This is a genomic window from Actinomycetospora sp. TBRC 11914 (assembly GCF_012933465.1).
In the GTDB taxonomy this organism is placed as follows: domain Bacteria; phylum Actinomycetota; class Actinomycetes; order Mycobacteriales; family Pseudonocardiaceae; genus Actinomycetospora.
Genome location: NZ_JABBND010000009.1, coordinates 210,206 through 228,902 on the forward strand (window position 1 = coordinate 210,206; position 18,697 = coordinate 228,902).

At 75.4% G+C, this 18,697-nt stretch carries 22 protein-coding genes; 11 read left to right on the forward strand and 11 right to left on the reverse strand.

Annotation, left to right across the window (positions count from 1 at the left end; genetic code table 11):
- Window positions 1–4: 4 nt before the first annotated feature.
- The 4 genes from HH311_RS16190 (at window position 5) to hypE (ending at window position 2,930) form a co-directional block, all read left to right on the forward strand.
- On the forward strand, window positions 5–361 hold the full coding sequence (locus tag HH311_RS16190; protein WP_169184691.1) for a hydrogenase maturation nickel metallochaperone HypA: 357 nt from the start codon (window positions 5–7) through the stop codon (window positions 359–361).
- On the forward strand, window positions 362–637 hold the full coding sequence (locus HH311_RS16195; RefSeq protein ID WP_169184692.1) for a HypC/HybG/HupF family hydrogenase formation chaperone: 276 nt from the start codon (window positions 362–364) through the stop codon (window positions 635–637).
- Window positions 638–642: 5 nt separating this feature from the next.
- A complete protein-coding gene (hypD, locus tag HH311_RS16200; protein ID WP_169184693.1) occupies window positions 643–1,791 on the forward strand; it encodes a hydrogenase formation protein HypD in 1,149 nt (382 codons plus the stop codon).
- Window positions 1,792–1,856: 65 nt separating this feature from the next.
- Window positions 1,857–2,930 carry a hydrogenase expression/formation protein HypE gene (gene hypE / locus HH311_RS16205; RefSeq protein ID WP_248292678.1) on the forward strand — a complete coding sequence of 358 codons (1,074 nt, stop codon included), beginning with the start codon at window positions 1,857–1,859 and terminating at the stop codon, window positions 2,928–2,930.
- A gap of 44 nt (window positions 2,931–2,974) precedes the next feature.
- Here the strand turns inward: hypE and HH311_RS16210 are convergent, their stop codons facing one another.
- The 5 genes from HH311_RS16210 to HH311_RS16230 are packed head-to-tail and all read right to left on the reverse strand — an operon-like array spanning window position 2,975 to window position 7,142.
- Entirely contained in the window at window positions 2,975–3,637 is a 663-nt protein-coding gene (locus HH311_RS16210; protein WP_169184695.1) for an SIS domain-containing protein, read from the reverse strand.
- Window positions 3,634–4,245, reverse strand: a complete 612-nt coding sequence (locus HH311_RS16215) for an SIS domain-containing protein (RefSeq protein ID WP_169184696.1) — start codon at window positions 4,243–4,245, stop codon at window positions 3,634–3,636. Before HH311_RS16215 ends, HH311_RS16210 begins: the two co-directional genes overlap by 4 nt.
- Complete coding sequence (gene hypF, locus HH311_RS16220; RefSeq protein WP_169184697.1) at window positions 4,238–6,517, reverse strand: carbamoyltransferase HypF; 2,280 nt, start codon at window positions 6,515–6,517, stop codon at window positions 4,238–4,240. Before hypF ends, HH311_RS16215 begins: the two co-directional genes overlap by 8 nt.
- Window positions 6,514–6,729 (reverse strand): HypC/HybG/HupF family hydrogenase formation chaperone, encoded by a 216-nt coding sequence (locus tag HH311_RS31855; RefSeq protein ID WP_169184737.1) that lies wholly within the window; start codon window positions 6,727–6,729, stop codon window positions 6,514–6,516. Before HH311_RS31855 ends, hypF begins: the two co-directional genes overlap by 4 nt.
- Before the next feature lie 32 nt (window positions 6,730–6,761).
- Window positions 6,762–7,142: a helix-turn-helix transcriptional regulator gene (locus HH311_RS16230; RefSeq protein WP_169184698.1), complete on the reverse strand. Its 381-nt coding sequence runs from the start codon at window positions 7,140–7,142 to the stop codon at window positions 6,762–6,764.
- 193 nt (window positions 7,143–7,335) lie between these two features.
- On the opposite strand from HH311_RS16230, the gene HH311_RS16235 reads away from it, so the two are divergent.
- Both HH311_RS16235 and HH311_RS16240 read left to right on the forward strand, forming a co-directional pair.
- A complete protein-coding gene (locus HH311_RS16235) occupies window positions 7,336–8,550 on the forward strand; it encodes a S1C family serine protease (protein WP_169184699.1) in 1,215 nt (404 codons plus the stop codon).
- A gap of 130 nt (window positions 8,551–8,680) precedes the next feature.
- Entirely contained in the window at window positions 8,681–9,034 is a 354-nt protein-coding gene (locus HH311_RS16240) for a hypothetical protein (protein WP_169184700.1), read from the forward strand.
- On the opposite strand, the gene HH311_RS16245 is transcribed toward HH311_RS16240, so the two are convergent.
- Together HH311_RS16245 and HH311_RS33360 are read right to left on the reverse strand one after the other, a co-directional pair.
- Complete coding sequence (locus HH311_RS16245; RefSeq protein WP_169184701.1) at window positions 9,031–9,888, reverse strand: CbtA family protein; 858 nt, start codon at window positions 9,886–9,888, stop codon at window positions 9,031–9,033. The genes HH311_RS16240 and HH311_RS16245 overlap by 4 nt on opposite strands.
- On the reverse strand, window positions 9,888–10,100 hold the full coding sequence (locus HH311_RS33360) for a CbtB domain-containing protein (protein WP_169184702.1): 213 nt from the start codon (window positions 10,098–10,100) through the stop codon (window positions 9,888–9,890). The genes HH311_RS16245 and HH311_RS33360 overlap by 1 nt, the downstream gene beginning before the upstream one ends.
- A 265-nt stretch (window positions 10,101–10,365) precedes the next feature.
- Between HH311_RS33360 and HH311_RS16255 the strand changes: the two genes are divergently transcribed.
- Window positions 10,366–11,073 (forward strand): DUF5134 domain-containing protein, encoded by a 708-nt coding sequence (locus tag HH311_RS16255; protein WP_169184703.1) that lies wholly within the window; start codon window positions 10,366–10,368, stop codon window positions 11,071–11,073.
- A gap of 4 nt (window positions 11,074–11,077) precedes the next feature.
- Here HH311_RS16255 and HH311_RS16260 read toward each other — a convergent pair whose 3' ends face one another.
- The 4 genes from HH311_RS16260 to HH311_RS16275 are packed head-to-tail and all read right to left on the reverse strand — an operon-like array spanning window position 11,078 to window position 14,944.
- Window positions 11,078–11,704 carry a DNA-3-methyladenine glycosylase gene (locus HH311_RS16260; RefSeq protein ID WP_169184704.1) on the reverse strand — a complete coding sequence of 209 codons (627 nt, stop codon included), beginning with the start codon at window positions 11,702–11,704 and terminating at the stop codon, window positions 11,078–11,080.
- Window positions 11,701–12,321: a response regulator transcription factor gene (locus HH311_RS16265; RefSeq protein WP_312030189.1), complete on the reverse strand. Its 621-nt coding sequence runs from the start codon at window positions 12,319–12,321 to the stop codon at window positions 11,701–11,703. The genes HH311_RS16260 and HH311_RS16265 overlap by 4 nt, the downstream gene beginning before the upstream one ends.
- A complete protein-coding gene (locus tag HH311_RS16270; protein WP_312030190.1) occupies window positions 12,300–13,427 on the reverse strand; it encodes an ATP-binding protein in 1,128 nt (375 codons plus the stop codon). The genes HH311_RS16265 and HH311_RS16270 overlap by 22 nt, the downstream gene beginning before the upstream one ends.
- Complete coding sequence (locus tag HH311_RS16275) at window positions 13,424–14,944, reverse strand: AMP-binding protein (RefSeq protein ID WP_211190327.1); 1,521 nt, start codon at window positions 14,942–14,944, stop codon at window positions 13,424–13,426. The genes HH311_RS16270 and HH311_RS16275 overlap by 4 nt, the downstream gene beginning before the upstream one ends.
- Window positions 14,945–15,050: 106 nt before the next feature.
- Here HH311_RS16275 and HH311_RS16280 point away from each other — a divergent pair, with 106 nt between their 5' ends.
- From HH311_RS16280 to HH311_RS16295, 4 genes are read left to right on the forward strand one after another with little or no spacing between them, the layout of a single operon-like run.
- Entirely contained in the window at window positions 15,051–16,532 is a 1,482-nt protein-coding gene (locus tag HH311_RS16280; RefSeq protein WP_169184706.1) for a hypothetical protein, read from the forward strand.
- Window positions 16,529–17,053, forward strand: a complete 525-nt coding sequence (locus tag HH311_RS16285) for an SCO family protein (RefSeq protein WP_169184707.1) — start codon at window positions 16,529–16,531, stop codon at window positions 17,051–17,053. The genes HH311_RS16280 and HH311_RS16285 overlap by 4 nt, the downstream gene beginning before the upstream one ends.
- Before the next feature lie 41 nt (window positions 17,054–17,094).
- Window positions 17,095–17,577, forward strand: coding sequence for a MarR family winged helix-turn-helix transcriptional regulator (locus HH311_RS16290; protein WP_312030191.1), 483 nt, complete (start codon window positions 17,095–17,097; stop codon window positions 17,575–17,577).
- A 42-nt stretch (window positions 17,578–17,619) separates the two neighbouring features.
- On the forward strand, window positions 17,620–18,522 hold the full coding sequence (locus tag HH311_RS16295) for an alcohol dehydrogenase catalytic domain-containing protein (protein WP_169184708.1): 903 nt from the start codon (window positions 17,620–17,622) through the stop codon (window positions 18,520–18,522).
- The last annotated feature ends 175 nt before the right edge of the window (window positions 18,523–18,697 follow it).

Sequence of the window (18,697 nt, forward strand, 5' to 3'; positions counted from 1 at the left end):
CGGCGTGCACGAGTTCGGCGTGGCGGCCGGCGTCCTCGACCTCGTGGAGGCCCGCGCCGCCGGGCGCCCGGTGCGCGCGGTGCGACTGCACGTCGGGGCGCTCCACCGCCTCGACCGCGACGTCTTCGACACCGCCTTCGCGCTGATGGCCGAGGGCGGTGTCGCGGACGGCGCGGAGATCGAGGTCGTCGAGGTCGCCGTGACGGTGCGCTGCGCGTGCGGCGCGACGACGACCGCCGACGAGCTCGTCGTCGCGTGCGGGCGGTGCCACGCCCACGACCTCGAGCTGCTCGCCGGCGACGACCTCGTCCTCGAGTCGATCACCGTGACCGACACCCCGACCGCCCAGGAGGTGGGCTAGATGTGCCTCGGCATCCCGGGTGAGCTCGTCGAGCTGCCCGACGACGACACGGACCTCGCGCTGGTGACCGTCAGCGGGGTGCGGCGCAAGGTCAACCTCGGCCTGCTGCGCGGGGAGGAGGACCTCGCCGTCGGCGACTGGGTCCTCATCCACGTCGGCTTCGCGCTGGCGAAGATCGACGAGGAGGAGGCCGACGCCGCGCTGCGGACCCTGCGCCAGCTCGGCCCCGCCTACGACCAGGAACTGCAGGACTTCGCGACCACGGACGTGGGGTGAGCCCGATGCGCTTCGTCGACGAGTTCCGCGACCCCGAGGCCGCCCGTCACCTGGCGCGGAGCATCGCCGAGCTGTGCGAGCCCGGCCGGCGGTACGCGTTCATGGAGGTGTGCGGCGGGCACACGCACACGATCTACAAGCACGGGCTCGAGGACCACCTGCCCGAGACGGTCCGCCTGGTGCACGGCCCCGGCTGCCCGGTCTGCGTGCTGCCGATGGGACGCGTCGACGACGCGATCGCCATCGCCGAGCACGACGACGTCATCATGACGGCATTCGGCGACATGATGCGGGTGCCCGGCGGGCGCGGGTCGTTCTTCGACGCCAAGGCGGCCGGCGCCGACATCCGGATGGTGTACTCGCCGCTCGACGCGCTGAAGATCGCGCGGAACCACCCCGACAAACGGGTGGTGTTCATGGCGATCGGCTTCGAGACCACCGCCCCGTCGACGGCGATGACGGTGCTGCGGGCGCAGGCCGAGGGGCTGGAGAACTTCGCGGTCTTCGCCAACCACGTCACGATCATCCCGGCGATCAAGGCCATCCTGGACTCGCCCGACCTGCGCCTCGACGGGTTCCTCGGCCCGGGCCACGTGTCCACCGTGATCGGGTGCCGGCCGTACGCGTTCATCGCGCGCGACCACGGGAAGCCGCTGGTCACGTCGGGGTTCGAGCCCCTCGACATCCTGCAGTCGGTGCACTGGCTGATGCGCCAGCTCGCCGAGGGCCGCTGCGAGGTGGAGAACCAGTACACCCGCGTCGTGCCGTGGGACGGCAACCGGCGGGCGCTAGAGGCCATCGGCCGGGTGATGGAGCTGCGGCCGTGGTTCGAGTGGCGCGGGCTCGGGTTCATCTCGCACTCGGCGATGCAGCTGCGCGAGGAGTTCGCGGCGTTCGACGCCGAGCGGCTCTACGACGTGCCCGGCGTGCGGGTCGCCGACCCCAAGGCCTGCCAGTGCGGCGAGGTGCTCAAGGGCGTGCTCGAGCCGTGGGAGTGCAAGGTCTTCGGCACCGCCTGCACCCCGGAGACGCCGATCGGGACCTGCATGGTGTCCTCGGAGGGGGCGTGCGCGGCGTACTACAACTTCGGGCGCTTCAGCCGCTCCCGCGTCCGGGAGGCGACGCTGCTCGCGGACCCGGTGGTGCGGCGATGACCTCCGGGACGCGCGGCGCGTCCTGGGCCGAGGACGCCGTCGCCGCGCACGCCGGCGCCGAGCACCTGCGCAGCGAGGAGGCGGTCCTCGAACGGATCGAGCGGGCCCGCCGGCGTCGCCCGCGGGTGCGCGAGGAGCGGATCACGCTCGCCCACGGCGCGGGCGGCAAGGCGACCGCCACGCTGATCGAGGCGGTGTTCGTCGACGCGTTCCGCAACCCCGAGCTGGAGCGGCTCGGCGACGCGGCGGTCGTCGGGGTCGGGGACGCCCGGCTCGCGTTCACCACCGACTCCTACGTCGTCTCCCCGCTCTTCTTCCCCGGCGGGAACATCGGCGACCTGGCGGTCAACGGCACCGTCAACGACCTCGCCGTCGCCGGCGCCCGGCCCCAGCACCTCTCGGCGGGCTTCGTGCTGGAGGAGGGCTTCCCGCTCGCGGACCTGCGGCGCATCGTCGACACCATGGCCGCGGCCGCCGCGGCGGCGGGCGTGCAGATCGTCACCGGCGACACCAAGGTCGTCCAGCGCGGGAAGGCCGACGGCTGCTTCGTCACGACGGCGGGCGTCGGCCTGCTCGACCGGACCGTGGTGCTGGACGCGGGCGCGGCCCGGCCCGGCGACGCCGTGATCGTGTCCGGGCCGATCGGCGACCACGGCGTGACCGTGATGCTCGCCCGCGGCGACCTCGACGTGGAGTCCGACCTCGTCTCCGACACCGCGCCGCTGCACACGCTGTGCGCGGCGATCCTCGACGCCGGCGGCCGGGGCGTCCGCGTGATGCGCGACGCCACGCGGGGCGGGGTCGCCACGATCCTCAACGAGGTCGCGCGGGCGTCCGGGGCCGCCGTCGTCGTCGACGAGGCAGCCGTCCCGGTCCGCCCCGAGGTCACCGGGGCCGCGGAGCTGCTCGGGATCGACCCGCTCTACGTGGCGTGCGAGGGGCGGCTGGTGGCGGTGGTCGCCGAGGAGGTCGCCGAGGAGGTGCTCGCGGCGGTGCGGGCGCACCCCTCCGGCGACGGGGCCGCGGTGATCGGGCGGGTCGCCGACGACCCTCCCGGGCTCGTGCTCCTGCGCACGGCCTTCGGCGGCACCCGGATCGTCGACCTGCTCGTCGGTGATCCGTTGCCGCGGATCTGTTAGGTGCCCTCCGGGCTCGTGAGCACTAACTGTCGGTATAGCGACAGTTAGTGCTCACGAGCGCGAAGCGCGCCCCGGACGAGTTCGGCGAGCACCTGGTAGACGGTCGTCTGCGCCTCCTGGATGCGGTGCACCGACGACGACGGCATGACGAACAGGTGGTCGACGGTGCCCGGCTCGGCCATGGCGCCCCCGTCGCCCCCGGCCAGCCCGACCGTGGTCATCCCGACCCGTCGCGCGGCCGCGAGCCCGGCCAGCACGTTGCGCGACCCGCCGCTGGTGGAGAGCGCGACCGCGACGTCGCCCGGGCGTCCCGTCGCGGCGATCGGCCGGGCGAAGACGACCTCGAACGAGACGTCGTTGGAGAGCGCGGTGAGCACCGCGACGTCGGCGGTCAGCGCCACGGCGGGCAGGGCGGGGCCCGGGGCGCCCGGTGCGGTGAAGCACGCCGCGACCGCCTGCGCGTCGGTGCTGCTCCCCCCGTTGCCGAACGCGACCAGCCGCCCGCCCGCCGCGAACGACGCCGCCACGTCCCGCGCGCAGCGGGCGATCCCCTCGGCGTGCTCGGCGGCGACCCGGCTCCGGACCGCCTCGATCTCGGCGACCTTCTCGCGGGTGGAGGTGGTGACCTCGGCGAGCACCCGCTCGCCCGACCCGGCGTCGACCGAGCCGGGGTAGAGGAACGGGTAGAGCGACTCGAGCCCGCTCACGCGGCGCCCTCCCCCAGCGAGTCGGGGTCGTCGAGGAAGACGTGCACCAGTTCCCAGAGCACGTGGTAGACCGTCACGTGGATCTCCCTGACCACCGCGGGATCCGGCGAGCGCGCGACGACGAGGTGGTCGACGTCGGCCGACCCGGCGAGCCGCCCGCCGTCGCCGCCGGCGAGCGCGACGGTCAGCAGCCCGCGGGCGCGCGCGACGGCGAGGCCACGCTCGACGTCCGCGCCGTTCCCGTCCGGCGACAGCCCCAGCGCGATGTCCCCGGGCACCGCGAGGCAGCGCAGCGGCGCCGCGAAGACCTCGTCGGGTCCCTCGGCGGCGAGCACCGCGGTGAGCGTCGCGGGGTCGTTCACCAGCGACAGGGCCGGGAGGGCCCGCTTGCCGACCAGCACCGGGTGGACGAACTCGACGGCGAGGTGGGCGGCGTCCGCGGCCGCGGCGCCGCTGCCGAAGGTGAGCAGCCGCCCGCCGGCGTGGAACCGGCGCGCCATCGCCCGGCACGTGAGGGCCACCGCCCCGGCGTCGTCGGCGAGGGACGCGGTCGCGGCGCGCCGCCGGTCGAACGCCGCCCGGACCGACGACGCCGTCACCTCACCCATGGCCTCCCCCGATCTCCCGCGCCGCCGCCACCGCGACCTGGCCGAGGCTGATCCCACCGTCGGTGCACGGCACCCGGGTCGGCACCAGTACCGCGAGGCCCAGCGCCTCGAGCCCGGAGCGGACCCGCTCGAGCAGCACCTCGTTGACGAACACCCCGCCGGAGAGCACCGCGGTGCGGACGCCGCGCTCCGCGGCCGCCGCGCCGGCCGCCCGCACCGTGGCGTCGGCGAGACCGTGGTGGAAGCGGGCGGCGATCCGCCCGGGCGCCACCCCGCGGCGCAGGTCGTCGGCCGCCGCGCGCACCAGGTCGATGCCCGCGATCAGCCCGCCGTCGACCGCGGCCGGGTAGGCCCCGCGCTCCCCCGGGTCGACCAGCTGTTCGAGCTCGACCGCCGCCTGGCCCTCGTAGGTCACCGTGTCGCGGACCCCCACCAGGGCGGCCACGGCGTCGAAGACCCGACCGGCGCTGGACGTGGGCGGGGAGGCGACCCCGGAGCGGGCCATCGCGGTCACCGCGTCCCAGGCGTCCCCGTGCCGGTCCCGGACGGCGAGGCCGGGCTCGTCGGGCAGGTACGCGGCGGCCATCCGCCACGGCTCGCGCACGGCGGCCGCCCCGCCGGGCAGCGGGACGTAGGCCAGGTGCCCGAGCCGTTCGCAGCCGGCGAGGTCGGCCAGCAGCAACTCACCGCCCCAGACCGCGCCGTCGAGCCCGAGCCCGGTGCCGTCGAAGGCCACGCCGAGCACCGGCGGGTCCTCGGGGGTGCGGCCGTGCTCGGCGAGGCACGCCGCGACGTGCGCGTGGTGGTGCTGCACCCCGACGAGCTCGACGCCGTCCCCCGCCTCCTCGCGCTCCACCGCCTCCTTCGTCGACAGGTAGTCGGGGTGCAGGTCGTGGGCGAGCACCGCCGGCTCCACCCCGAAGAGCCGCGCCAGGTGCCCCGTCATGTGGCGGAACGCGCGCCACGCCTCGGGGTTGGTCAGGTCGCCGAGGTGCGGGGAGAGGACGGCGCGCCGCCCGCGGAGCAGGCAGACGGTGCTCTTCACCTCGGCGCCGAGCCCGAGGACCGGCCGGGGGGCGCCGAAGCCGAGCGCGATCGGCTCCGGCGCGTACCCGCGGGCACGGCGCACCGGCAGCTCGGCGCCGCGGTGCATCCGGACCACCGAGTCCTCGGCACGGACGTGGATCGGGCGGTCGTGGACGAGGAAGCCGTCGACCAGCGGCCCGAGCCGGTCCCGGGCGTCGTCGTCGGCCACGGCGATCGGCTCGTCGGAGAGGTTGCCGCTGGTCAGCACGAACGCGGCGCCCAGCTCCGTCGCGAGCAGGTGGTGCAGCGGGGTGTAGGGCAGCATGACGCCGAGGTCGCGGTTGCCCGGGGCGACCGCGTCGGCGACCGGGGCGCCCGGCCGGCGGCGCAGCAGCGTGATCGGTCGCCGCCGCGACGACAGCACCGCCGCCGCGGCCTCGTCGACGACGACGAGCCCGCCCGCGGCCGCGAGGTCGGCCACCATCACCGCGAACGGCTTCTGGTCGCGTCGCTTGGCCGCCCGCAGCCGCGAGACGGCGGCCGCGTCGTCGGCGCGGGCCGCGAGGTGGTAGCCGCCGAGCCCCTTGACCGCGAGGACGGCGCCGTCGGCCAGGGCCGCGGCGGCGGCCCGCACCGGGTCGTCGTCGGGACCCCCGAGGCCGGTCAGCCGCAGCGTCGGTCCGCAGGCCGGGCAGCAGGTGGGCTGGGCGTGGAAGCGCCGGTCGGCCGGGTCGTGGTACTCGGCGGCGCAGGCCGCGCACATCGCGAACCCGGCCATCGTCGTGGTGACCCGGTCGTAGGGGACGTCGCGGACGATGGTGAAGCGGGGCCCGCAGTGCGTGCAGTTGGTGAAGGCGTAGCGGTGGCGGCGGTCGGCCGGGTCGGACACCTCGGCCAGGCAGTCGGCGCAGGGGGCGGTGTCGGCGGAGACGAGCGCGTCGCGGTGCCCGGTGACCCGGCTCGGGCCGATGACGAAGGTGCTCTCCCCGCACGGCGGCAGGGCGGCGACGCTGACCGTGTCGACGACGGCGAGGGCCGGCGGCCGCTGCCGGAGGGTGGCGACGAACGCGTCGACGCCCTCGGGCGAGCCCTCGACCTCGGCGACCACCCCGGCGTCGTCGTTCCCGACGAACCCGCCGAGGTCGTGCGCCGCCGCCAGCGCGTGCACGAAGGGCCGGAAGCCGACGCCCTGCACGATCCCGGACACCCGTACCCGTACCCGCGTCCGGGCGGGGGCGGCGGTCATCGGTCCACGGGCGACGGCGCCGGGGCCCCGGCGGGCCCGAGGCGGGCGATCGCCTCCTTGGCGTGGACCAGCACGACGTCCCCGACGGCGGCGTCGACGAGCGCCACCGAGACCTCCTCGACGCCGCGGCCGTTGTCCACCCGGGCCAGACCGTCGTCGCCGAGCGCCAGCACGGTGACGGGGACGGCCTCGTCGGAGCAGGTCACGCACACCTCGCCGTCGCAGTGCGGCACCTCCGCGGGGCTCACGGGCCGGTCCCCGGCCGCCGTGGGCCCTCGCCGCCGACCGTCGACACCAGCGACGCCTCCCCGCAGCGCGCCAGGAACAGGTGCACGAGGTGGTGGGTGACCTCGAGGAGCTCGATCTGGTGGCGCAGGCACTGGGTGCCGGCCACCGTCAGCGAGTAGGTGCGCCGGGCGGGGCCCGAGCCCGAGGTCGTCCACGTCGACCGGACGAGCCCGTCCCGCTCGAACGCGCGCAGCGTGCGGTAGACGCCGCCGGGGTCCAGGTCGTCGATGAACGCGGCGTGCAGCCGCTCGACGAGGTCGTACCCGTGGGCGGGGCGCTCCCGGAGCAGGAGCAGCAGGCAGGGGCGGATGAAGTTCCGCGGTTCGCACTCGCCCATCGCGATGCCCCAGGCCGACCCGGATGTGTCGCCGACAACGATCCCGCCGTCGGGTGCGTCCGATCAGGGCCGTTGGGCCCCGGCGGTGAGGCCGAGCGGCCTTCTCAGCACAGCTCGGCCGACTTCACAGACGACTCTTCGGTTCCGCGCGTAATCCCTGGTACGAGGGCCGAGGGCCCAGCCGAGGTGGACCATGGACACGCAGCAGACCGACCCTTCCCGACCGCGCCCGCCGCACCGTGCCGCGCGCCGGCGCCGGGCCCTCGTCGTCGGGGCCGTCGCCCTCGCCCTCACCGTCGGCGCCTCGACCGGCGCCGCGCTCGACGCGATCGCCTCCCCGACGACGACGGCGGCCGCGGTGCCCGACCGGCACGGCGTCGGCGGCGGGCAGGGCGGCGACGGGCAGTCCCAGCAGACGGGGACCCCCGCGACCGCCCAGGAACAGACCGGCGTCGTCGACGTCGACACCGTCCTCGACTACGGCACCGGTGAGGCCGCGGGCACCGGCATCGTCCTCACGGCCGGCGGCGAGATCCTGACCAACAACCACGTCGTCGAGGGCTCGACGGCCATCCACGTCACCGACGTGACCAGCGGGAGGACCTACACCGCGACGGTCGTCGGGACCGACGCCACCGACGACGTCGCCGTCCTGGCGCTGCAGGGCGCCTCCGGCCTGACCCCCGCGACCCTCGCGTCCGCCGACGCGCAGGGCGCGGTCCGCGCCGGCACCGCGGTGACCGCCGTCGGCAACGCCGGGGGCACCGGCGGGACCCCCTCGGCCGCGCCGGGGACCGTGCTCGCGCTCGGGCAGACCATCACCGCCTCCGACGAGACGTCCGCGTCCGACTCGGAGAACCTCGCCGGGATGATCGAGGTCGACGCGGCCGTCCAGTCAGGCGACTCCGGGGGGCCGCTGTACGCCGACGGCGCCGTGATCGGCATCGACACCGCGGCGTCGGCGTCGTCGGGACCGGGGTACCGGACCGCGGCGGACGAGCAAGCCGCGGCCCCGACGACCGGCTACGCCATCCCGATCGGGAAGGCCCTGCAGATCGCGCAGCAGATCACCTCGGGCGTCGACGACGGCACCGTCCACCAGGGCTACCCGGCGTTCCTCGGCGTGCAGGTCGCGTCGCAGGCCGTGGAGCAGACCTCGGAGGGTGCGGGCGCCGCGGACGGCGCGCCGCTCACCGGGGTCGTGTCCGGCTCGCCCGCCGCCTCCGCCGGGCTGGCCGCCGGCGACACCGTGACCGCCGTCGACGGGCAGAGCACCGCGTCCGCGGACCAGCTCTCGTCGGCGCTCGCGGGCCACCACGTCGGCGACCGGGTGCAGGTCAGCTGGACCGACCAGGCCGGCACCTCGCACACCGCCACGGTCACGCTCGCGGCCGGCCCGGCCGCCTGACCCCAGCGCAGCACCGAGTGGGCTCCCACGGCTGCCCCCGCGACCGTGGGGGTCCACTCGGCGACGCCGGGCCCGGCCGGGTTGGGTCCCGGCACGACGGGTACCCCGCCGACCTTGGGGGTAGCGACGGATGCCACGGAACGAGCACGGTCAGGACCGGCGTGACGTCGGCCTGCCCGGCCGCCGCGGCGCCGGGGGCCGGCCGGTGGACGTCGCGTTCGCGCCGTCCGCGGCGACGTTCCGCCCGGCGGCCCCGACGGGGTCACGCCCCGAGCCCGCCCACGCCCACCGGCCCGCGACCGCGCGGAGCCTCCGTCCCGTCCTGCTCGGCCTGGCCACGACCCTCGTCGTCTTCGCCCTCGCCGTCGCCCTCGTCACGGTGCTCGAGGTGGTCGTGGACCACCCGCTCTCCGGCGGTGACCCGGGCGCGACCACGCTCGGCGAGCTCATCCACCCGCGCCTCGCGCCGGGGGTGACGCGCTAGGCCGGCGTCGACACGGGCACGGACCCGGCGTCGTCCCGGGAACGTGCCGTGGCCCGCTCGGCCAGCGCGCCGAACACCAGCCCCAGCACGCCCCACAGCAGGAGCTGCGCGGTGACGGAGGACAGCCGGAAGGCGTAGAGCAGGTCGGCGTCGAAGCCGGGGAACACGATCCGGCCCGCCGCGTCGCGCAGCGGCTGGGGCGTCTCGCCGACCGCGGGGCCGTAGGTGGCGACGTTCGTCGCGAGCTCGCCGAGCGAGGGCAGCACCGTCATGAGGATCCCGGCGAGCACGACGTACACGGCCCCGCCGACCAGCGTCGCGCTCCACGTGCCCAGGCGCGCCGACAGCCGGCGTCCGACGAGCGTCGCCACCACGAGGAACACCACCGAGCCGAGCAACATCGCCAGGTAGAGCGCCGACCGGTCGCCGATGGTCTCCTCGTGCCCGACGGCCGGCGGGTCGGCCGGGTACTTGACGAACGGCGTGGCGTAGACGGTCAGGAAGCCCGCGCCGGCGACGGCGAGCGCGAGCACCCGGGGCCGCCAGGTGACGTGCGGCTGGGCGAGCGTGTAGACGACGGCGAACAGCAGGCCGAGCGCGACGCCGGCCAGCACGGTGCCGGCCCCGAGGCCGAGGGTGCCCTGCACGGTCCGGCTGAAGATCTCGGCGCCCGTGTCGTGGCCCGGCTGCCCCGCCGCCGCGGCGAGCGCGTCCTCGGCCTCGCCGCGGCCCTCCTCGTAGTCGACGGCCCGGCCGATCAGCGGCTCGGCGACGACCCGGGCGACGCCGAACGCGACGAGCCCCCCGATCCCGCCGGCCAGGGCGGCCCGCGGGATCACCGCCTTCGCGGGCATCAGTGACACGGGAAGCCCAGGACGTGGCGCGCGTCGTGCACGAACTCGTGGACGACCATCGTGTTCCCGAAGAGCGACGTCGCACCCTCGTCGAACCCGAGGACGTAGAAGAGCAGCAGGCCGACGACGAGCGCACCGACCAGGTACGGCAGGTTGCCGACGGCGGTGGTCGCAGTGGCGCGGGCGCGCGCGGTGGCACGGGCAGTGGTCACGAGGTGTCCCTTCACCGGAGCCTGACGCCCGGGGACGCTACGGAGGGCACCGCGACAGGTCAATGCCTCAGCACCTGATGAAGTGTCGCACTGAGAACGACGTTCCTCCCGACGGCGAGGCCTGGTAGGCCGTCCGCCGCATCCCGACGACGGCGGGCGCTCGGGCGCGACCGCCGGGCGAGGCCCCCCGGCCCGGGTTCTCAGGACCGGCCTCGGCCGCACCGGCCGCCTCCTAGCGTCCTGGCGACCCACGGAAGGGGTGCGTGTGTTCCCGTCGACGCTGTCCTGGACCTTCACCGTCGTGTTCACCCTGACCGGCGTGTACTCGCTGGTCCGTCTGACCGAGCTCGCCAGCGGGATGGACCGCACGGGCAGCCGGCTCACCGAGCTGTCGCACCTGCTCATGGCGCTCGCGATGATCGCCATGGCGTGGGGGTGGACGGGGGAACCGGCGGCCGCGACCGGGGTCCTGCAGATCCTGGTGTTCGGCCTCTTCGGCATCTGGGCCCTGGCGCGGCTCACCGTTCCGGAGGGCGGTCACTCCCGCGCGACCGAGGGCTACCACCTCGTCGCGAACGCGGCGATGGTGTGGATGGTCGCGGCGATGCCGCTGATCATGCCGTCCGCCCCGTCCGCCCCGGTGGCGACTCACCACGAGATGGCGGGCATGGGCGCGATGCCGATGCCGGGCTCCGAGGCCGCCCCGGCAGCGTCGACGCCCACCTGGGTGGTGGCGGTGACCGTGGCCTTCGCGGTGCTGGTCCTCGCCGGGGCCGCGCTGTGGGCCTCGCGGATCGTGCGGCCGGTCGGCCCGGGCTGCTGCGCCGACGGCACCCCGGAGATCGCGTCCGGCGGCTCGGTCGCCGTCGCGGTCGCGCCGGCCCGGACCCGCAGCACGAGCGGCCGCCTCGACGCCTGCTGCCACGTGCTCATGAGCGTCGGGATGGCGGGCACGCTCCTCGCGATGCTCTGAGGTGTCACGGCCCGGGCGCCTGGCCGAGCACGGCCCAGCAGTACCAGGCGGCGACGGTGCGGTGGGGGCGGAAGACCTCGCCCAGCCCGTCGAGCTCGCGGGCGCTCGGCACGGGTACGCCCCACCCCGCCGCGTAGCCCTTGCGCACCGAGAGGTCGCCGGTCGGCCAGACGTCGAGCCGGAGCAGCTGCAGCATCAGGAACATCTCCGCGGTCCACCGCCCGACGCCGCGGACGGTGGTGAGCTCGGCGACGACGGCCGCGTCGTCCCGGGTCGCGAGGGCGGCACCGTCGAGGACCACCGTGCCGTCGTCGACCTTCACCGCCAGGTCCCGCAGCGAGCGGACCTTCGCCGCCGACATTCCGACGCGGCGCAGCTCGTCGTCCGACAGCGACAGGACCCCGCAGGCGGTGATCTCGCCGCCGAGCGCGTCCCGCAGCCGCCCCAGGATCGCGTCGGCCGAACGGTTCGAGAGCTGCTGGTGGGTGATCGCGCCGGCGACGAACGCGAAGTCGGTCCCGGTCGGGTGGACGAAGGTCGGGAGGCCGTAGCGCTCGGCCAGGCGCGCGATCGTCGGCTCCCGCGCCGCCAGCTCCGCCGCCGCGACCCGGTGCGGCTCCGACAGGGTCACAGCAGCCCGTGGGCGCGGGCGTTCGTGATCACCTGGGCGCGGTTGCGGGCCTCGAGCTTGCGCATGACCTGGTGCAGGTAGGTCTTCACGGTGTTGGGCGAGAGCCGGAGGGCCTCCCCGATCTCGCCGTTGGTGTGGCCGGTGGCGACCAGCCGCAGCACGTCGTACTCGCGCGGGGTGAGCGGCGCGTCCGCCGCCGACGGGACTCCGCCGCGGTAGCTCCCGCGGCGGGCGACCTCGCGGATCGCGTCGCCCAGCGCCACCCCCGAGGCGTCCTTCACCAGGAGCCCGACCGCGCCCGCGGCCAGCGACGGCGCGACCGCCGAGTGCTCCGGGAACGCGGTGAACAGCAGCACCCGGCTCGACGGCGAGACCGCCCGCAGGCGGGGGACGACGTCGGCGGCCAGCCCGTCGGGCAGGCGCAGGTCGAGCAGGACGACGTCGGGGCGTTCCCGGGCGCAGGCGGCCACGGCCCCGGCGCCGTCCGCGGCGTGGCCGGCGACCTCGATGTCGCTGTGCCGGCCCAGCTGGCCCACCACGCCGTCGCGGACCACGGGGTGGTCGTCGACCACCAGCACGCGGATCACGCCGGTGCTCAGCACAGCTCGAGCCGCCACGTCGTGCCGCCGTGCGGGTCCGAGCGCACGCGCACCGTGCCGCCGAGCCGCTCGACCGCCTCCGTCGTGCTCGTCAGGCCGACACCGGGCACGTGGTCGGGCGCCAGCCCGGCGCCGTCGTCGGTGACCGCGACGACGAGGCCCCCGCCCGGCCGGCACGCGACGCTCACGACGACGGCCGCCGCGTGTGCGTGCTTCTCGACGTTGAGCAGCGCCTCGCGGACCGCGGTGAGCACGACCTCGGTGCGCGAGGGCGCCAGCGCGGGCGGCTCGTCGTCGAGCATCACCAGCTCGGCCGGGGTCCCGGTGCGGTCGCTGAAGGCCGCGCAGTCCGCGCGCAGCGCGACCGAGAGCGCCAGGGCCGCCGGCGAGGCGCGCAGGGTCCGCAGCGAGTCCCGCAGCGCCGCCGACGCCTCGCCGGCCTGCTCCTGCAACCGCGCGAGCCGGGCCGCCACCTCGGGGTCGTTCCCGAGTGCGTCCGACAGCCCGGCCACTCCCGAGCCGATCGCGAAGAGCAGCGCACCGACGCTGTCGTGCAGCTCCGCGGCGAGCCGGCTGCGCTCCTCGTGCACCGCGACCTCGCGCGCCAGCCGGGCGCGCTCGGCGACCGCGACGGCGAGCGCCACCTCGTCGGCGACCGCCTCGGCGTGCGCGGCGGCCCGGCCGCCGAACGTCCCCGCCGACCGGGCCCCGACGGCGAGCACCCCCAGCAGCCGGTCGTCGTGGCGGACCGGCACGGCGAGCAGCCGCTGCACTCCCTCGAGGTCGATGACGCGGTCGAAGGTGTGGGTGATGTCGGCGGCGGCGAAGTAGTCGTCGACCCACGACGGCGTCCCCGACGCGTGCACCTTCCCGGTCAGGCCTGCGCCGCGCGGGACGGCGAGCCCGCGGAGGAGGCCCGTGTGGTCCCCGGTGAGCTGCGCGAGCGTGAGCTCGGCGGCCTCGCCGGCCGGCTCGGCGACCCACGCGACGTCACCCTCGGTGCGCAGGAGGTCCAGGGCCGCGCGGACGGCGGCGCGGCGGTCGAGCAGGCCGACGAGCTCGGCGTGCTCCCGCGCGATCCCGTCCACCCGGTCATCCAACGCCCGCGTCCGCACCGCTGTCACGGGGTGAACTGCTTGATCAGTTCCCGTCGCATGATCTTGCCGGTCGAGGTGGCGGGCAGGGTGTCGACGAAACGCACCATCCGGGGGCGCTTGTAGGCCGCGAGGTGCTCCCCGGCGTAGGCGATCAGCTCCTCCTCGCCCGGGTCGGTCCCGGCGGCGCGGACGACGTAGGCGCAGGCCAGCTCGCCCCGGACGTCGTCGGGCACCGGCCCGACGGCGACCATCGCGACCGCCGGGTGCCCGGCGAGGACGCGCTCGACCTCGGCCGGGTAGACGTTGTACCCGCCGGTGATGATCATGTCCTTGCGCCGGTCGACGACGAAGACGTGCCCGGTCGCGTCCATGGTCGCGACGTCGCCGGTGTGCAGCCAGCCGTCCGGCTCGAGCACCTCGGCGGTCGCCTCCGGATTGCCGTGGTAGCCGAGCATCACGATCGGCCCGCGGACCATGAGCTCGCCGGGGGTGCCGGCGGGCGCGTCCCGGGCGGTGTCGGCGAGGTCGGCGATCCGCAGCTCGATCCCGGGCAGCGCGACGCCGATCGAGCCCGGCACCGGTGGCGCGTACAGCGCGTGGGTGCTGCCGAGGCCCGCGACCTCGGTCATCCCCCACAGCTCGATCAGCGGTGCCCCCGACCGCTGCTGCCAGCGCTCGATCGTCGAGATCGGGATGGTCTGGCCGCCGACGGTACAGCGGGTCAGCGACGAGAGGTCGGCGTCGGGGAGACCGGGGTCGGCGAGCAGCATGGCGTACATCGCGGGGACGCCCTCGAAGAGCGTGGCCCGGTGCTCGGCGATCAGCCGCAGCGCCTCGCCGGGGGCGAACCGCTCCATCAGGACGACGCGGCCGCCGGCCAGGAACGTCCCGTTGACCACGACGTTGCCGTACACGTGCGGCGCCGGCAGGGCGGTCACGACGACGTCGTCCTCGCGCCGGCCGTGCATCGTCGCGGTCAGGGCGCAGTTGAGGAGCACCGCGCGGTGGCTCTGCACCGCGCCCTTGGGGTGCCCGGTCGTCCCCGAGGTGTAGCCGATGGTGCAGGGCGCGTCCGGGTCGGTGGCCACCTGCGGGACCGGCTCGTCGCGGGACAGGAGCGCGTCGAACGGCAGCGCGCCCGCCGGCGTCTGCTCCCCGAAGGCCACCACGGTGCGCAGCTCGGGGAGGTCGCGGGTGAGCTCGAGGACCGTTGCGGCCTGCTCGGCGCTGGTGAACACCGCCGCCGCCCCGCAGTCGCGCAGCACGAACGCGAGCTCCTCCGGCGTGAGCATGACGTTGACCGGGTTGACGACGGCGCCCGCCTTCAGCGCGCCGTGGTAGGCGACCACCCACTCCCACCGGTTCTGCGCGTACAGCGACACCGGCTGCCCGACCCGGACCCCGCGCGCCGCCAGCCCGGCCGCCACCCGGTCGCTCAGGGCGTCGAGCTCGGCGTAGGTCAGCGTCCGCGTGGCGGTGACCAGCGCCGGCTCGTCCCCGTACCGCGCGCCCGCCGTCCGCAGGATGTCCCCGGGACCGTCCACGTGTGCCTCCTCCTCGCAATGGCGAGGAGGACACCGCACCGGGGCGCGGCGCGGCACACCCGAACGGGTGTGGTGGCGGGGCGGCTGCTGCGTAGCGTCGAGGCGCATGACGACGCCGTCGGTGCTGGACGAGGCGCAGCTGGGCCACCTGCGCCACTGGGACGACCTGTCCCGGCGGCTGCCCCACGACTGGTCGGGGATGCAGGGCAAGGGCGCCGGCGAGGACGACTTCGGCAGCTACCGCTTCCAGCTCGCCTACATGGTCTACGGGCTCGCCCTCGCCCACCGCCACCGGTTGCCCGCGGCTCCCGGGCTCTTCCGCCCGACGATCCAGCGGCTCATCGAGAAGCTGCTCATGCCCGACGTCTGGCTCTACTGGCGCGACGTGTCCCGCGGCGGCATGGTCATGAACGCGCATCTCTCGGAGGGCTACCACGAGGAGTGGGACCCGGTGGTGCGCGACAACATCATGTACTCCGCGTACGTGCAGTCCTGCGCGCTGCTGCACGACCACCTCTTCGCCGACGACCGCTACGCCGCGCCCGGCGCGCTGACGTTCGCGCACTGGTCGTTCTTCTGGGGCGGCGAGGAGAAGCGGTTCGAATACGACCGGGACTCGCTCAACGAGCACCTCTACTGGCAGATGGTGCAGAACGGCTACCTCGGGGTGGCCTGCGAGCCCAACTGCGTGTTCCAGATCTGCAACCAGCCCGCCATCCTCGGCTTCCGGCTCCACGACGTGATCACCGGCGGGGACCGGGCGACCGAGGTCGTGGCCGGCTACGAGAAGGCGTGGGCCGACTTCGGGCGGCTCGACGACGCCGGCCACTACAACCAGATGGTCCTCGAGGACTCCCGCGTCGTCGCGCCCAACGCGCTGCGGGCACCCTGGGTCGACGCCTGGTGCGGGGCGCTGATGAACACGTGGAACCACGACTTCGTCCACGAGCACTACCCGCGCCAGGTGCGCGACTTCCTCGTCCCCGGCCCCGACGGCACGATCGCGGTGCGCTCGACCCCCGCGATGAACGTCATGGGGCAGACCGTCGTGACCGACACCTGCGACACCGGGTGGGTCGCCGCGTGGGCCGCGGAGATGGGCGACCGGGCGACCCTCGACGGGATCCTCGCCCACGCCGACCGCTACATGGGCCCGACCCGGCGCGACGGCGCACTCTTCTACCCCCGCAACGACACCCCCACCGACGCCGACGGCCACCGCACCGAGATCGAGCCGATGACGGGCAACGTCCTGCTCGGCTACGCCCGCCTCGACGTCCCCGACGGGCTCCACGAGCTCTACCAGCACCCGTGGGGGCCGGAGCACTTCGCCGAGCCGGCCCTCACCGAGGTCGGGCGCGACGTCGAGGTGAGCCGCGCCGAGGTCGTCGACGGGGTGCTGCACGGACGGCTGCGCTGCCGGGGGCGCTCCGGAGGTGACGACGACGGGTCGGTGCTGGTCGGCCGCGTCCCCGACGGCGCGCGGCTGCGGCTCGACGGCCAGGAGGTCGCGGCGCGGCCGGTCCCCGGGGGCCTGTGGGTCGACGTGCCTCCCGGCCCGGCGCACGACCTGGAGCTGGTGCCGTGAGCGCCCCGACCGACGTCGCCTTCTCCCTCGTCGACCACGACGGCCGGCCGGTCGACGCCGGGTCCTGGCCCGGCCGGTGGCTGCTGGTGCAGTTCGGGTTCACGTCGTGCCGGGTGGTCTGCCCGCGGGCGCTGACGAAGCTGACCGAGGCGCTCGACGCGCTCGGGCCCGCCGTCGCCGACCGGGTCCGCCCGCTCTACGTCAGCGTCGACCCGGAGCGGGACACCCCGGAGGTCATGCGCGCGTTCCTCACCGCCTCATACCCGTGCTTCACCGGCCTGACCGGCACCCCGGTGCAGGTCGAGGCGGCCAAGCAGGCGTTCCGGGTGTTCGCCCGCCGCCGCCCCGACCCCGAGGACCCCGACGGCTACGCCGTCCCGCACACCGCGATCACCTACCTCGTCGACCCCGGCGGGCACCTCGCCCGGCACTGGCCCGACACCGCCGACGCCCCGACGCTCGCCGCGGACCTCACCGCCGTCGTCGAGGGAGGCCGCGTCTCTCCCACCGCCCCGTCGTGAACCGCGTCCGACCCGTCGTGGATCTGCGAGCCTCTGGGGTCGTGTCCTCTCCTCCCGGCGGCTGGTTGGACGACGACCAGCAGCGCGCGTGGCTGGCCTTCATGCGACTGCAGCTGCGGATGTCGTACGAGATGAACCGGCAGCTGCAGGCCGAGACCGCGCTCTCGCTGCCCGACTACCACGTGCTCAACGCGCTGGCGTACGCCGACGAGGACTCGATGTCGGTGTCGGCCCTGGCTGCGGCGATCGGCTGGGAGCGCAGCCGGACGTCGCACCACGCCAGGCGGATGGCGACCCGGGGACTGGTGGCGATGGCGGCGTCGGCCGACGACCGGCGGGTGACGAGGGTGTCGATCACCGGGGAGGGGAGGGACGCCCTCACCGCGGCCGCCCCAGGGCACGTCGAGGTGGTGCGCCGGCTGTTCTTCGACGGGCTCGACCCGGACGTCGTGCGGCGCCTCGCCGAGACGCTCGACACCGTGTACCGGAACGTCCTGGAACAGGGAGCTACGCTCGGTCGTTGAATGCGTGACATGTCACGCAACTGCGTCTCCGAGGAGAGCCCCATGTCCCGAGCGGTCACCATCTCCGGCTACGGCCCCCCGTCGGTCCTGCACCTCGAGGAGGTCGGGATCCCCGCGCCGGGCCCGCACCAGATCCGGGTGGCGGTGCGGTACGCGGGGGTCGGGCCGACCGATCTCGCCGTCCGGGCCGGACACCTCGACGCCGTCTTCCCCGTCCGTCCCGGCGGGGTCCTCGGGTTCGAGGCGGCCGGAACGGTGGAGGCCGTCGGCGACGAGGTGACCGACGTCGTCGTCGGTGACGACGTCGCGGTGCACCTGCCCGGCTCTCTCGGCGGCTACGCCGAGCTCGTCGTCGCCGACCTCTGGGTTCGCAGGCCGAGCGGATCGTCGTGGACCGTCGCCGCGGCGCTGCCGGCGTCGGCGGAGGCCGCGGTCCGGGGGTTGGCGCTGCTCGGACCGACGAAGGGCGAGACGTTGCTGCTCCTCGGCGGGAACGGCTCGGTCGGGGCCCTCGCGACCCAGCTCGCGGTCGCCGCCGGCGTCGAGGTGATCACCACGGTCCGACCGGACGACGCCGACGAGGTGACCGCCCGGGGCGCCGTCCCCGTCGACTACCACCAGCCGCTGCGCGACGCCGTCCGCTCCCCCGTCGACGCGGTCCTGGACGCCTCCGGGCGCAGCGACCTCGAGGCCGCGGTCGCCCTCGCCGGTGGGCCGGCACGCGTCGTGACCCTGTCCGACCCGCGGGCCGGGCAGTTCGGCGTCACCCTCTCCGCCCCCGATCCGGCCACCGTCCCGGCGGCCCTCGCCGAGGCCGCGGCGCGCGTGGAGGACGGGACCCTGACGGTGCGCGAGCCGACGGTCGCACCGCTGCGCGACGCCGCCGAGGTCCACACCGGACTCGAGGCCGGGACGCTGCGCGGCAAGATCGTGCTGCAGCCGTAGGCCTCGGTCCCGTCCGCCGAGAAAGGTGTGTTTGGCCTGATCAGGCGCGGGGCACGGTAGTGGCATCGGGGCGTGTGGCGAGCAGGGGGAGCACCTGCACGGCCCCCGCGAGGAGTGGTCCCGCTCCCGGTGGTCGGGAGCCCATCGGGAGCGGGACCGCTCTGTCACGGATCAG